The 14,025-nt window shown below is 58.4% G+C and carries 11 protein-coding genes; all 11 read right to left on the bottom strand.

Translation table 11 applies throughout. The features are described 5' to 3' along the window. On the bottom strand, positions 1-231 hold a 231-nt coding region (locus HCU62_RS05940; RefSeq protein ID WP_169755495.1), incomplete at its 3' end, for a DUF4236 domain-containing protein. A 14-nt stretch (positions 232-245) separates the two neighbouring features. Next, positions 246-479 carry a DUF2188 domain-containing protein gene (locus HCU62_RS05935; RefSeq protein ID WP_220096321.1) on the bottom strand — a complete coding sequence of 78 codons (234 nt, stop codon included), beginning with the start codon at positions 477-479 and terminating at the stop codon, positions 246-248. Between the two features lie 117 nt (positions 480-596). Next, the gene (locus tag HCU62_RS05930) at positions 597-2,399 is read right to left on the bottom strand and encodes a DUF262 domain-containing protein (protein WP_246325324.1); all 1,803 of its coding nucleotides are present in this window, start codon (positions 2,397-2,399) and stop codon (positions 597-599) included. A gap of 148 nt (positions 2,400-2,547) precedes the next feature. Next, the gene (locus HCU62_RS05925; protein ID WP_163298131.1) at positions 2,548-3,330 is read right to left on the bottom strand and encodes a hypothetical protein; all 783 of its coding nucleotides are present in this window, start codon (positions 3,328-3,330) and stop codon (positions 2,548-2,550) included. Further along, positions 3,327-5,444, bottom strand: a complete 2,118-nt coding sequence (pglZ, locus tag HCU62_RS05920; RefSeq protein WP_163298132.1) for a BREX-3 system phosphatase PglZ — start codon at positions 5,442-5,444, stop codon at positions 3,327-3,329. Before pglZ ends, HCU62_RS05925 begins: the two co-directional genes overlap by 4 nt. After that, entirely contained in the window at positions 5,441-5,824 is a 384-nt protein-coding gene (locus HCU62_RS05915; protein WP_163298133.1) for a GxxExxY protein, read from the bottom strand. Before HCU62_RS05915 ends, pglZ begins: the two co-directional genes overlap by 4 nt. Continuing rightward, a complete protein-coding gene (locus HCU62_RS05910; protein ID WP_163298145.1) occupies positions 5,821-8,688 on the bottom strand; it encodes a DEAD/DEAH box helicase in 2,868 nt (955 codons plus the stop codon). Before HCU62_RS05910 ends, HCU62_RS05915 begins: the two co-directional genes overlap by 4 nt. Positions 8,689-8,711: 23 nt before the next feature. Beyond that, positions 8,712-9,092, bottom strand: a complete 381-nt coding sequence (locus HCU62_RS05905) for a four helix bundle protein (protein WP_163298134.1) — start codon at positions 9,090-9,092, stop codon at positions 8,712-8,714. A 93-nt stretch (positions 9,093-9,185) separates the two neighbouring features. Continuing rightward, a complete protein-coding gene (locus tag HCU62_RS05900) occupies positions 9,186-10,535 on the bottom strand; it encodes a YopA family protein (protein WP_163298135.1) in 1,350 nt (449 codons plus the stop codon). 13 nt (positions 10,536-10,548) lie between these two features. Further along, positions 10,549-13,614 carry a DNA methyltransferase gene (locus tag HCU62_RS05895; protein ID WP_163298136.1) on the bottom strand — a complete coding sequence of 1,022 codons (3,066 nt, stop codon included), beginning with the start codon at positions 13,612-13,614 and terminating at the stop codon, positions 10,549-10,551. Next, complete coding sequence (locus HCU62_RS05890; protein WP_163298137.1) at positions 13,611-14,000, bottom strand: four helix bundle protein; 390 nt, start codon at positions 13,998-14,000, stop codon at positions 13,611-13,613. The genes HCU62_RS05895 and HCU62_RS05890 overlap by 4 nt, the downstream gene beginning before the upstream one ends. Positions 14,001-14,025: the final 25 nt, after the last annotated feature.

Raw genomic sequence — 14,025 nt, 5'->3', positions numbered from 1 at the left:
AACGGCCGGAGCGGAGTAGGACGCGCTTCTCCTACCGCTGGACCTCCCGCTCGGAAGCGTGGTCGTGTAGAAAAGGCCTGTTCCCGGGATGCCCACCGTGGCCCGCTTGCCCCTCGGACCGATGGTGAACTTCGCCCCGCGCGGCCCGAACGAGAGGGATCCGCCCGATTTGCTCAGGTTCAGGGTGACGCCCGGTGCGATCCTGATTCGTCTCCAGAAGCGGAAGCTCATCCGAAACGTCCCTGTTACCCTTCGGGCGGATACGGATCCTTGCCGTATGTGTGTTCCGTCTGGATCGTACCGTCCTGCTTGTGAATGATCACCTGTCCAAGCGCCTGCTTCTTCGCCGATTCCTTGGCACGGGCTATGGCCTCGGCCTTCGTATCGTGGCTGCTGGACGCCCTTGACGCATTTTCTTCTTTGACGTTCCAGCCGCCGTCGGTCCGAGGAGTCACATGGTAAGTCTTACGTCTTGGCATTGTTTCACCTCCATGCATGTCGTTCCCTCAAGGCGCATCCTGTTTCCCCCGCAGGCGGTGCCGTTTTGATCGACCCAGTGCATTCGGCTGCTATTGGTGGGATTGATATCGGGAACGCTATTCGGCATTTGGCACCTCCGACCCATCCGTATTCACGTCCTTGACTGCGGAGACCACATCCACGTTGATCCCGTAGTGCTTTCCGAGCTTTTTTAGGACCGTCTTGTGATTTGCCTTCAGTTCGGTGGGAGTCCATTTTTCACTTCGCAGGACACGAAGGGAATTGGGGCAGGTGTCTATGTTTTTCTCAAAGTACCTTTTGCGCTTCTCTGAGTAATCCAGTCGCCCTTGCGACGAGTTCTTGCGCCGGGTTATGAGTACAAAGTTACCGAGCTTGTCGGTCCACTCGTTTCGCTCTTCTTCTGAAAAATCTTTGACCCACTGGCTGTCTTCCGTTGGGTTTTGCGGCAGAACATGCTCGACGGACAGGGTCTCGAAATGCATCCGCTGGTCGTGGTTCTGGTAGAGGTAGTCAAGTTTCAGAAGCAGATATCGGGCAAATCGCCGGCCATATACCGCTCCGTCCAACATTCGGACGAGCGATCCTTCATCAATGTCGAAAACGTCGGTGGAAAAAAGGTCGTCCACAGTGTTGGCGTCATCGATTGCCTGGATGATCTTGTTCATCGCAGCGATACGGTCCGTGGGAGTGTACTGGCAAATCCAGTCGGCCGAGAACTTGTTATCGAGGCGTTTCAAGAACTCCAGAATGCGGTCGTATTTAAACTTGTCGAAATACCTGAGCAAAGGCGGGACCCAGTCCGTTGCAGGCAGCCCCGTGAGCATGACCTTGATAAGGTTGTCGAACTCGAAGCTGCCGCCGGTTTCGTCGTAGTTTTGGCCGCCCAGCAAGGTCCGATAGTGCCCCAGGTATCGCTCGATCAGCTCAAATGTCTCGCGCCCTTTCTTGAGGAGCACGGGTTTTTTCTGACCTGTCGCCTTGTCCCGCTCCTTGGGGTTGTAAATCTTGTCCTCGAACTCCTGAAGAAGACTCAGCCGCGCCTTGTCCTTCACCAGGATGGTCCGCACGTGGTTGAGGAATCGATCAAAGTCATCCCCAAGCTCGCTTTCCGCCTCCTCCCACATTTTGGCGTACTTGACCTTCTCTTCCTCGCTCTCCAAGGCCCCGAGATTCATGGACTTCAGGATGTCGCTGTTGCGAAGGGGGATGCCCCGATCGTTAAGGATCATGAACAACCGGAAGGCATCTTCAAGGTCTTCGGTCGAGACGTAGATGAGAAGCACCTTGTTGAGGAGAAACTGGAGCAGGTCTTCGGGCTTCGTGTTCGGGTTCTCGCGGAAGAACCCGCGGATCTCGAGGATGGCGGCGGCCATGTTCCGCACGGATACGTCTCCTCCCTTGGAAACCATACGCTTCAGGTCATCCTCTCGGTTCGTGCCGCCGTCGGCCTTGACGAACTCATCGATGAACTTTTGCACCTCATCACGTATGGCGAACACTAGGCGGGTTCGTTCCGGAATGACCTTGTATTTGCTGGCTTTCTGATAGATGCACTTCTGACAGTCGTCCTTGGCGTCGGGGTCCTCCGCCAAATCTCGCAGCACGGCAAAAAGCATGAGCAACGTCGCCATGCGCTGCTGCCCGTCGAGAAGGTCGTTTTCGTCAAACTCCTGTCCGCTATCCGGCGCTGCGGGCTTGGACTGGAACACGAACGAGCCCAGGAAATACTCGAAATCGGGCTTTTCCGTCATGGCAAAGGTCACGTCATCAAGAAGGTCGGCAATCTCTTCCCGGCCCCACACGTAGGGACGCTGGTACTCGGGAACCCGGAACCACATCCGGGAAAAGATATCCTTCACCAGAATCTTCTCGCTCTTGATCTCGCCTCTTGACGGCATGTTCACACCTCTCTGGTTTCCTGGTTCGTATTCAGCCGTACCCGGCCAGCACATTCTGTCAGCATTCTCGGCCCACCAATTCTCTCGGCAAACATATCGAGAATTTCATAGAAGCGAATCAGATCATGGAGTCGATGATCCGAAAGCGTCATGATCCGCCTCCCTTCGCCGCTGGCAGGCTTTCCGTGCGGAGCATGATCAAGTCCTGGTCAAGGCCGTGTCGCAGCACATCGAGCCGTCCGGATACCGCGACCAGGTGGTCTGCGGATATTGGGCTGAGACGGAACGGGAACAGGCTCGTGGAATCAAGGACCGTTCTCAGAGCCACCGAACCGTTGGGATGAGCGTGCAAGAAGGCCTCGGCCAACCAGGCGATAAGCTCCACCTGAGCTATGGCGAGTGAAAGCCCAGAGGTGTAGATGCCTTTTTCCGATGTTTCCTTCAGGACCTCCCAATCGACGAAGCTCCGCAGCACCCGTCGTGCAGCTCTGGATACCGTGTCGCGTTCCCCATATTGCTCCCGCACACGGCGCTGTACCTGGCTGGCTGCGGCCGTTCCCTGGAGCCTGAGCAGTCGCCCCACATGGGCCGCTACGGCCCCCCAGAACGGATAAACCGCCATGGCCATGCCCCAGTGGACCGCGATATGGTCCTCACGCGGCAGGTGTGAGAGAAGCTTGAGGCCTTCCCGCTGAAGGGGATGGAGGTCGCGCGGGGGGCGGACCCAGATCTTCATCAGGATGGTGATCACCTTCTCCCGATTGCCGCGTTTGGCATTCCCGCCGACAGACAGCTTGTCTTCGAGCAGCTCTTGGAGGGCGCCCCCGATGGACGCCTCGTCGTTTCCGGCAAGCACCAGGTTGGCCGTTCTCTCCAGCCATTCAAGACGGACCCGCTGGCTGAAACCGATCTGGGTCAGGCGACTGTTCATCGGTCCCTCCTATCGATCTGGACAAGAGGGACGAGCAGTTCCTCGACACTAATGCCACCATGACCGACGAGGGTTTCACCCGCCCGCACGAAAGCAGCCCGGTTCGGAGCGATGAGGGCGAGGTAGTCCTCTGGGAGGCCCACCGAGGGCCACTCCAAGGACTCTAGGGACAAAACGGCAGGATTGCCGTTTTGGGCAGCCGTAGGCTGCCCGGAGGGCGAGCGCCAGGGAAGGCGCGAGTCAATCGCCGCCTTGATTTGAGCCCGGAGCCTGGGATCGGAGTAGACACGCACGCGCTCGCCGCGCAGGTCCGCAACAGCCCCTTCGGCAGGCCGTCCCACGCCTCTCGCCTCGATGTTGCCGTGGTCCGAGGCAAGGTAGACCTGGAAACCGCGGTCATGAAGCAGGCCGAGAAGGTCCCGCATGAATCCCTGCCTGGCCCATTGCCGAACCTGGTTGTGCATGCCCGCCGAACCCAACTCCATGCCGTGCATGATCCGGTCGACCTTGTCGATGACCAGTCCGACGACACGTAGCCTGGGCCGGCTCAGTAGCTCGGAGACCTCGTCCATGTCCCCGTCGCCCAGCCCCTTGGCGTAAGCCACCTCATGCTGCGTCAGCCCCTGATCGACCCAGAACTGCGTCCAAAGGCCCGGCTCCTTGTCTGTGGTATGGATACTCGCCGGGAAGTAGATCGGCGGCTTGCCGGCAAAGGCGGCCTGCCGGGAAACCGAGGTGATGGTGGGAATCCAGGCGAAAACGGCGTTCTCACGGAACCGCAGCTTCGAATCCAGCTCTCCGAGCACCTCGCGCAAGGCGATCCATTGGTCCAGGGCGAGGCCGTCCACCAGCAGAAAAGCGATCTTCGAGCGCCGGTCGTCTCCGAGGCTTCGGGCGAGGAACCGCGGGATGTGATGCAGCATCACCGGTGGCGCGGGCGGAAGGTTGATCAGGCTCGCGTAGCGCTTCACCACCCAACCGGTGAGCGCAGAATCGATCCGGGATCTCAATGCCTCCAGGCGCTCCCGGTATCCTTCCGGCAGGGTGGTGTCCGGCTCCAGCTCCAAGGCGACGAGTTCCGCCCAACGGTAGGCGAAATGGAGCCACTCCCCATGACGCGCCTCCACCGTGGGGTGCGTCTTCTCGATGGAATCCAGCAGCCCCTCCATGCGGCGGCGACGGTTCTCCACGGGGGAGACTTTGATGCCGTAAGCCACCCAGGTCTTGGCGAGCGCTTGCGATTGCTCGTGAGGAACCGGCTGGAGCAAGCCCTCGAGGAAAAGGTTGTCGATGTAAATGCGGACATCGTGGTGATCGAAAGGCAAAAACGTCGGTCCTGGGAACTCGAAGCCGTAGTCCGCCGCGTCCTCGTGGACGGCATCGTCCTTCGGCTTTGCGAGCGAATCCAGGAACACTGGCCAGCGCTCCTGCAGGAACGCAAAGAATGCTTGCGCGTCCGGAATGATGGCTTCCAGAGGCCAATCCTCGAACAGGCCGTTTTGACGAAGCACCTGGATAAAGCGCTCATCGAGAATGGCCGGAATTCGTTGTCCGCGGTAATGGCGGCGCAGCAAGACACGGAGCAGGTCCGATGGCTGCTTGATGAGTTCCGGCGCGATCTCGAACACATGACGAAGGACGAACTCCTTCGTAGCATTGTCGCCGAGCTGCCCCGGCGCGTGCTTCGTCTGCGCATCGAACAAGGCGTCGAGATCAGCCCGGTCGAGCGCCGCGACCACGGGATAGCTGAGATTCGGGAAGAGATCGCCCAGGTTGAACGAGAGCTTGCGGCCAGCCTGCAGCAGGTCGTAGGGCAAGGCATCGAGATCGCTCGACGGCGATCTCAGCACCACCACCAGATCGGTTTTCTCGCCACGGTCCCAGCGGGAGCGGAACTTGGATTCGTAGGCATAGCGAAAGGCGACATGATCCTCGAACGGGATCAGCTCAAAGCCCCGTTCCCGGATCCCTTCGAGGACACCTTCTTCAAGGAGCAGGCCATCCGGATCCGCGACCAGGGTAAGCCGGGCGACACCAGCGGTAAACTCCTTCAGTATCTCGGCCCGCCATGAATTGAACCACGGATCAACACGGATGGACTCGGATGGATTCATGACACAATCCTTTTCCATTCGAGTCGTGCCCGGCGGAAGTTCAAGATCAGACCCAGCGGTAGTCCCGTGATCTTGAGATAGTTGAGCATCTGGCCGATCTCATGGTCCGTAATCCTATCGATCACTTTTGTGTCTACGACGATCTTGTCAAAGACTATCAGGTCCGGAACGTACTCGCCTACCTTGACGCCCTTGTAGATGACATCAAAGCGAGGCTGCTGCCGACACATAATCCCCTGCTGTTGGAATTCGACAACCAGAGCATTCTCATACGGCTTCTCCAGCAGCCCATGCCCGAGCGTATTCAGCACCTCCATCGCGCAGCCGATGATGCGCCGTGTTTCATCTTCATGAATCAATCTGTGTTGATCCGCGTTCATCCGTGGTTCCCCTCCACGCGGACGAGAAGCAGGGGCGCCATTTCCGGCAAGATCTGGGCCCTGCGCTCGAGTTGTTCCCTGAAGCGTTCTTCCTCCTGTTCCAAGAGACTCAGGCGATGGTTACGGACCTGGGGCAGTCCGATGCGCTCGATGGCTCTGCGTCGCGCAGCGAAGGCGTACTCGCCCTTCTCACGCTCCCGAGCAAGACGCTCCCGGTGAGCCTGCACCAGCTCGTCGTAAATCGTCTTCCCCTGTTGTTCCGCCGCCTCCTGCAGTCGCTCGAAGGCTTGATGCGAGGTCTCGACGTCCAAATGCTGCAGGATCGTGGGCGCAGTGGTCAGCAGTTGATCCCAGATGTGCCGGGCAGTTGGCGCGAACACCCGACCGTCGTCGGCCAGGAACAAGGGCATGATCCGGCGGCGGTTCCAATCGGCGGTCGAGATCGAGATTCGCCAGAGTGACCAGAAACCCATGATCTCTGGGGCAAGGCCAGGAAGCGTGATGACCGGGACCGATTGTCCCGGGGCAAAGGGAGGTAGGCGCATGGCCAGCCCACGCACCTTGGGAGCTTCCAGCGTCACGTGGCGGCTCAGAGGCTTCTCTTCAGCCTCCTTGTTGGTGAAGACGACATTGGTCAGTCGCTCGCTGCCCGGCCACGTGAGATCCCAGGCGCCGTTCTTTCTCTCAGCCCTGCCGCCGTGAGCCCGCAGGTAGCTTACCGTCATGCGCTCTACCCAATGCGGGAGCGGGTGGGCCAGCAGCCGCTGGGCCTCACGAGGGTCCAGGTCCTCGGTAGGGCCGAGCACGGAAGCGCTCTGTCGGGACTCCCAGGCCTGCTCCTGGATGCTTTTCAGGACCTCGTCGACCTTCGTTTCCACCACATCGGGATTGAGGATGGCCTCCACATACAGATCATCGAAGATTCTCTCCGCCTGGGCAGAGTCGAGCACGTCACCGGTCTTGTCGATGCCGAACTCTTCGAAGATGACCGCCAGTTTCTCCTCCAGGACCTCGCGGACACGGTGTTCGACCGAGTCCTCGAACACGAAGTTGATGGCGCGCACCGTGTGGGTCTGGCCGATGCGGTCCACCCGGCCGATGCGTTGTTCCAGGCGCATCGGGTTCCAGGGGATGTCGTAGTTGATGACCACATGACAGAACTGGAGGTTGAGACCCTCACCACCAGCGTCCGTCGAGATGAGGATGCGGGCATCCTTGGCGAATGCGTCCTGGACCCGCTTGCGCTCCTCCATGTCCATGGAGCCGTTGAGGCATACCACCTCGAAGCCGCGCTCGGTCAGGAATCGCATAAGCATCTCCTGGGTCGGCACGAACTCGGTGAACACCAGCACCTTGAGATCCGGGTCGCCTTCCTCGGCTTGGAGGCGGTAGATCCAGTCCAGGAGCGCTTCGGCCTTAGCGTCCGGGCCCTGGCTTTCGCAGCGCTTGGCCGCTTCCAGGAGCAGCTTCACCTCGGCCCGTTCATTCTTCAGGGCCTTGAGCCGGGTCTTGAGCAGCGTGTCCATCTGCTCCTGGCCGTCCAGGTCGGCCCAGTCCTCCTCGGAGACCATGGGGAAGAGTGTGAGCTGTTCCTGCGGGGCCTCGAGCGCTTCGAGGCGCCGCTCCAGGGTTGTGCGGATGGCGCGGGTGCTGGAGACCACCAGGCGCTGCATCAGGATCATGAGGAATCCGATGTAGCTGCGCTTCTCGCGCATGGCCTGGTTGTAGCCTTCGCGCACGTATTCGGTGACCGCCTCGTAGAGTAGCCGTTGATCCCGGTGGCGATCCTCCCAGGAGACCGGCGCCAGCTCCGTGCGCCGGGGCTTGAAAAGCGGCTTGCCCTCCGCGTCGATGGCCCGGCGCTTCTCCGTGCGGATGACGTAGGGCTGTACCCGCTCCTTGGTCACGCTGCTCACGTCGGGGAAGGCCTGGGCGTCGACCAGGGAGATCAGCCGGTGGAAGGCATCTGTCTTGCCCTGGTGCGGCGTGGCGGAAAGCAGGAGCAGGTAGGGCGCGGCCTCGGCCAGCCCCTGGCCGAGCTTGTAGCGGGCCACCTGGTCCGTGCTCCCACCCAGGCGATGGGCCTCGTCCACGATGACCAGGTCCCAGCCGGCGGAGATCAGGTCCTCGAAACGCTCCCAAGCCGCGCCGCTGGCATTGGCGGGCGGTTTCACGGAATCCATAGAAACGACAACCTGGTCGAAGGCTCGGAATGGATTGGAATTGGCGGCGCGGAGTGCTGAGTGCTGAGCTACGAGGCCTGAGTTGTTTCCTTCATACTCAGTCCTCAGTCCTCGTAACTCATCACTGTGGATTGCCGAGATGCGCTTCAGGCTCTTATAGTCCTCTGACATGATGGGATGGAACTGTTCGTTGAAGTGCATCGCCATCTCGGCAATCCACTGCGTCACCAGGCCCTTCGGGGCGATCACCAGCGTCCGCCTCACCAGGCCCCGAAGTTTGAGCTCCCGCATGATGAGACCTGCCTCGATGGTCTTGCCGAGGCCCACCTCGTCCGCCAGGAGATAGCGCACGCGGTCGTTGGAAATGGCCCTGGAGAGCGCTCGAATCTGATGCGGCAGCGGGATGACGGACGATTCGATGGGCGCAAGGAGAACGTCCTGCGTCAGCGCATCGGCGACCCGCGCCGCGGCGGCGAGATAGGTCAAGTGATGAGTGCTGAGCGTTGAGCATTGAGTTGAGATTTCGTCAGAGCGCACGCGGACTACAGAGTCGCTACTCGGCAACCAGACACGAAAAATCTCATGGCCCCAAAGAGCTGTACGTTCGATGATGCGTCCGTAAGTGCGATGGGCGGGAAGGTAAACCCAGTCGCCTTCACGGCAGTGCTGAGCATTGAGCATTGAGTGTTGAGCATCGTTTCGCATCACTTCCCAGCATCCCTTTGTTTTTCGACGGATACGCGCAGACCACCGATGATGCGCGCGACTTCTTCGGCCTGGTGCAAAAGCCTTTCGAAGGTAGCTTTGTCGATGTAACCAACATCGTAGGCGACATAAAGCTGCGAACGGACCTCGGCACAAGAGGCCTTAGCAGTCGAAAGAAACTGGTGAAATTCAGCCCTTCGATTTCTCTCAAAGCCTTCGGCGATATTCGACATCACCGACACCGCCGCCCTCTGAATCTGGCCGGAGAGTCCAAAATCCCTGGCAAAAGCACCTTGCCTCGTCACCTGATAGATTTCCTTCGTTAGCTCACGAGCTTTCTGCCAAGCAATTAGGTCTTCGAATCGATCAATCTTAGCCATCGTAACCTCAACTCAACGCTCAGGACTCAAAGCTCAGCACTGAATTGACCCGGCAGAGCTCCCCGTGCTCGGGGCTGTAGTACCAGTCGGAATTCACTTCTTCCACGGAACCTCCTCAATTTGTCCAACCCACCGCTGCTTCAAACGATTACCATAGGTCCCCGAGTATCCACATATAGCCAAAATACTCATCTCCAGATACCACAACCCCAGGTTCCACGCCTCGTAATATACGTTCCTAAACTGGCCGCGGTGCTTATGCTCCGGATGAACCAACGAATTTCTGATTTCCGTTAAAGCGTGGGGTGCGTCGAGCAAGTTCATTTGGCTGTTGCTCGCCAGTCTTTGCAACTCGGAAGTCTCAGCGGGGATCTCAAGGGGGATTCCCAAAGACGAAAACAACAAACGGAATTTGTCCGACGCCCAAAGATCTTTGAACCCCTTCACTGTCAGGAGTCGTCTGTCCTTTACTGCGAATTCGTAAGAAAGCCGCTCAATCGCCGCCTGAGTAAGAATAATCCCTGCATCAATCCCACGCGATGAATGGTTGGCATTCAAGTACCAGTAAATGACCTCATGCAACGCTTCGCGCCAGTCGTCATGTGCCCATCTCTTCATGAAGCCAGGGAACAATGCGGCCAGCTGAGAACTGTTATGCGGATCAAACCAAGATAGCGGTGTATGCCAAGGTTCTCTGGGTGATGACCAAGTCTCCCACACGCGGTTGTCGGATGCATCGAACCCGACCGCACATATCGGCTCACACCAGGCACCCTTGGCAAAGGACAGAAAAAATCGAAGCGCTTTCAAGCATTCATCAGCATCTTTGCCAGAAAATGAAGAGCAGTCTGTCTTTTCAAGGCAGCCAATATGAGTTAAGCGGTTCCCACCTTCTGCTTTGAGCCTCTCAATATTATCTCTTGTCTCAAGTAATGATTTGAGTTCGACCTTCCATCCATCACATGTCAAATCGACATGCTCAATGGCATGTATCGTCGTTCCGTCTTGCTCCGTAGACCGCCGAATCCCCAGTAAATCGACGAAATTAGACAGGTGGAACACAACTCGTGTCATTTGCGTAGAGTCGTTTCCAACTCCGATAATCGGCTCAGACTTCGGACACCATTTAACGGTCATTTCCTGAGCAGTTGCGTCGCCTCCGATATTCAGGAGAAAGCCTTCCACTCGACGACCATTGATAGAAAATAATGAAATCGTCTTCCGCCCGGTCATTGCCATCAAAGCGTCAGTAGGGGGAACACTATTAAATTGCCCATAGAGATAAATATTAGCACGCGGCAAAAGGTCCAAACGAACCTCGCCGTGTCCAGCGTATGTTTTTCCGTCGATGCAGACCTCTGCGTGACCGTGATGGAGTAGCACACTTGACTCACCAGCACTAAAATCAAATACCGGTTCCAATATATGTCCATCCCTATTCATCCGTGGTTCACTCCTATCCCATCCTGGTTACCGCCTGGTCGTACCACATGAGGAGTTTGGGGTCCTCCTGGAGGACGTTCTCGGGGATCTTGCGCGCCACGGCGATGATGGTGGCGTAGTCCCGCTCCTGCCACGCCTTCTTGAAGCCGGCGCGGACGGCCTCGAGGCGGAAGACCTTCAGGCGCCTCGAGCTGGACTCGCGGTACTCCTCGAACTCGCGCAGCAGGGCCCGCCCGCGGAGCTTGTCCAGGTCGCCGGCCTTATTCGGATCCGGGACGTACCAGCGGTCCTTGGCCTTGGCCCGGAGGCGCTCGTCGTCCTTGGGCAGGTTGCGCAGCTCCTTGAAGTTGCTGGAGAGGTAGCTGTGGATCTGACTCGGTACCTCGCCCTTGCCGTCGTAGCGGAGGAAGTTCTGTTCCAGCAGCTCGGAGAGCTCCAAGGGCTTTTCGTGCTTCTGCCAGCCGCCGATCTCCTTGAGGAACTGCGGATGGAGCTCCTGGAAGGTCTGCGGCTTCCTGGTGAGCTGCTGCTTGAGCCATTGGATGGCCGAGGCCTCGTCGGTAACGAAGAGCTGGAGCTGCAGGACCTCCTTCACCTTCATGCGCTTCTTGTCGTACTCCGCCACCTGCTCGGGCAGGAAGTACATCCCGTCGCGCTCCGGGAAACGCTGGGCCAGCCCAGCGTAGAACTCCGCCGCAGAGAGCGGCACCGTCACGCCCCGCTGGACGTGGAAGGCCACCATGCGGTCAAATAATAAGTAGTTCTGACGTTCAGCGACGATTTCCAATCGTTGTCCAAAGTCCAAAGTCTCATGTCCAAGGTCGTCTTGACTTTGGACCTTGGACTTTGGACCTGAGACCACGGCAACGGGAAGTTGCCGTAAGTGCGTGCGGACGAAATCCCAGACACCTTCCTCGGTACCGGCCGTCAGCTTAAAACGTTCCTCAAGGCCACCGTTGGGTTTGTAGGCGGAGATGACCAGGTCCTGCTTGACTGCCGTGCTGGTCATCTGACGATAGGATCCCTGTTGCTTGTCCAGAGTGCGCACATCCGCCACCACGAACCCTGCAGCCAGCATCGCTTCCTGGATGGCGTTCCATACGGCGTTGCGGGAATTATGGAAGACCACCGTCATCCACCTACCCGGCTTGAGAACCCGGCAGTATTCCTCGAAGCACCGCTGCATCAGATGCTGATACTCGGGCAGGCCCTTCTTCTTGGCCTTGTCCACGATCGCTTCCGGCGTGGCATTGGTCAGCACCCGGTGCCAGGACTCCACCAGGAAGTTCAGGTCGGCATAGTAGATGTTCTCGCCAAAGGGTGGGTCGGTGAAGATGTAGTCGATGCTGTTGTCAGGTAGATCCAGCCGGGCGGCGGTGGCGGTGGTGATGACGGCGCTTCCGGAATATGTTCCTAGACCTTGGAAAGCCTTAGCTAGGCGTTTCAGTTTGCCTTCATGAACGTACCAAGGACTGAGTTCTGAATGCTGTGAAGGCACATAATAGATTCCCTTCATGTACTGCGATACTTGAGAAAACCCTGTTGGGCGATACGAGTTGCATATCGAGGTTGTCCAGAAGCCCTGCTCGACGAAAAACAACAGCATGTACTGAATGCGCTTGCCCGGCCATGCCTGGGCCTTGCGCCACAGCGCCGCCAGAGCGTGGGCGGCGCGAGGGAGAAAGAAGTGGTGGATGTGGGTAATACCCGCAATGTCCATCCGCGCCCGTTCATGGGTCATGTGCATATACGGCAAGGCATCTGTCGGAATATCTGATGGCCAAGGAAGGGATTCCACTTTGGAGAGCGTCGCAAAATCGGTCTGATCCGCCTTCTTCTCGTAGCGTGTCTTGCCGATCTTGTAGACGATGAGAGCAGGTTGACGCTTGGGCGTGCGGATGGTGGTGTTCAATGCCTTGTCCAGCTTGGTTTCATAGAGTCGCTCTAGCCGCTTCTTTGTCAGCTCCGCCCCGCAATGGGGGCAAGGAAAGGCATCCTTGACCTTCTTGGTCTCCGGGTCCAGGGCCTGCTCCAGAAACACCACCTCGCCCGCGCAGTCCGGGCAGGTGAACGCCTCGCTCCAGACTGTATATTCGATGCGCCCCTTGGTCTTGCCATCGATATGCAGGGTCTCGTACATCCAGCCGATCTCCTGCTCGACCTCGTCGAGGATTTGGCGCGCGGCACGGGTGAATTTGTTCACATCGAAGGGCAGGTTGTAGTTGGCAGCGATAAAGGTGGCGGCAGGGGCGAGATCACCGAGCACCACACGGCGCGGCCCCCACTTGGGCTTCTTCCGGCCTTCCTTCTCCCATAAGGCTTCGAGATCGCGCTTGTAGCTCTCCGGCGCGGAGCCGCACCATTGCGCCGCCACACCCGTCATGCCGGAGCCGCAGAAGCCGTCCAGAACCACGTCCCCCGGCTCGGTGTAATGGAGGATGGAGGGAACGATGGCCAGGTGCGGCACCTTGGTGTGATACGAATGAGCCTTGTAGATCGGGTCCGTCTTCCCCACGCTGACATCGACCGCGAACGGCTCCTTGCTGTAAGGCACGTTCGGGTCGTAGGGCTTGCCGTAGTGCTTGATGAAGTCCGCGATGAAGGGGTTCGGGCATGCCGTGTAATACGGTGGATCGGAGAGGTTCAGGATGTCCTCGATCTCACCGTGCGGGAAACCGACTTCGTCTTTGTAAAGACGAAGTAAGTCCAAGGTCCCATGTCCAATGTCCAAAGTCGAACCGGTTCCCGACTCGGGACCTTGGACTTTGGACTTTGGACTTTGGCGCGCCGCTTGCGCCATCCGTTCGGCCAGCTCCCGAATGCGCTGCTCATCGCCGACCGGCCACTTTTCCAGGGATTTCAGGCGCGCCACGGCGTCTTCCACCGTGGTGAAGGGCACACCGCCAAGCTTGGCGTGGAGTTCCTCCAGCCCTTCGCGCAATTTCTTCAGAAAGTATTCTCGGCGTTCTTCGTCACTCTCGAAGGTAAGGCCGAGGCATTCGACTGGACCGCGACGGTCCGAGTCCAAGGTCCCATGTCCAAAGTCCAAAGTCGATTGGCGGTGCTTGCGATCAGTCATCGAAACTTGCTCCCCTTGTAATCTGAATTGCGCAGGTACTTCATCAGGCCGGACAGCATCCTGTTGATCTGGAGTGTTGCCTTGGCAAGCCTGTCGAAGGTGTCATGGTCGATGTAACCTTGATCCAAGGCCACGTAGAGCTGGGACCGAACCTCGGCGGATGAGCCTTTGGCCAGGGCAATAAACTGCGCAAACTCCTTGTCACCACCGCGCTCGAATCCTTCCGCGATATTCGACATGATAGAAACCGCAGCGCGCCTTATCTGGTCCTTCAATCCGAAATCTCTCGCGAAGGCATCTCCCTTCGAGACGGCGTAGATTTCCCGAGTGATCTCCCGGGCTTTCTGCCATGCTTCGATGTCTTCGAAACGTTCTATTGTCGCCATCAGATCACCATCCTGGAATGACCTT

Origin of the sequence: Dissulfurirhabdus thermomarina, from assembly GCF_012979235.1 — a bacterium.
Taxonomy (GTDB): domain Bacteria; phylum Desulfobacterota; class Dissulfuribacteria; order Dissulfuribacterales; family Dissulfurirhabdaceae; genus Dissulfurirhabdus; species Dissulfurirhabdus thermomarina.
Note: the sequence above shows the minus strand (reverse complement) of the source record. Positions and strands in the feature narration are given on the sequence as shown.

What these genes read in the sequence shown, in the direction of transcription:
- HCU62_RS05935 (WP_220096321.1), bottom strand. Translation starts at nt 479, where the DNA reads ATGCCAAGACGTAAGACTTACCATGTGACTCCTCGGACCGACGGCGGC.
- HCU62_RS05930 (WP_246325324.1), bottom strand. Translation starts at nt 2,399, where the DNA reads ATGCCGTCAAGAGGCGAGATCAAGAGCGAGAAGATTCTGGTGAAGGAT.
- HCU62_RS05925 (WP_163298131.1), bottom strand. Translation starts at nt 3,330, where the DNA reads ATGAACAGTCGCCTGACCCAGATCGGTTTCAGCCAGCGGGTCCGTCTT.
- pglZ (WP_163298132.1), bottom strand. Translation starts at nt 5,444, where the DNA reads ATGAATCCATCCGAGTCCATCCGTGTTGATCCGTGGTTCAATTCATGG.
- HCU62_RS05915 (WP_163298133.1), bottom strand. Translation starts at nt 5,824, where the DNA reads ATGAACGCGGATCAACACAGATTGATTCATGAAGATGAAACACGGCGC.
- HCU62_RS05910 (WP_163298145.1), bottom strand. Translation starts at nt 8,688, where the DNA reads ATGCTCAATGCTCAGCACTGCCGTGAAGGCGACTGGGTTTACCTTCCC.
- HCU62_RS05905 (WP_163298134.1), bottom strand. Translation starts at nt 9,092, where the DNA reads ATGGCTAAGATTGATCGATTCGAAGACCTAATTGCTTGGCAGAAAGCT.
- HCU62_RS05900 (WP_163298135.1), bottom strand. Translation starts at nt 10,535, where the DNA reads ATGAATAGGGATGGACATATATTGGAACCGGTATTTGATTTTAGTGCT.
- HCU62_RS05895 (WP_163298136.1), bottom strand. Translation starts at nt 13,614, where the DNA reads ATGACTGATCGCAAGCACCGCCAATCGACTTTGGACTTTGGACATGGG.
- HCU62_RS05890 (WP_163298137.1), bottom strand. Translation starts at nt 14,000, where the DNA reads ATGGCGACAATAGAACGTTTCGAAGACATCGAAGCATGGCAGAAAGCC.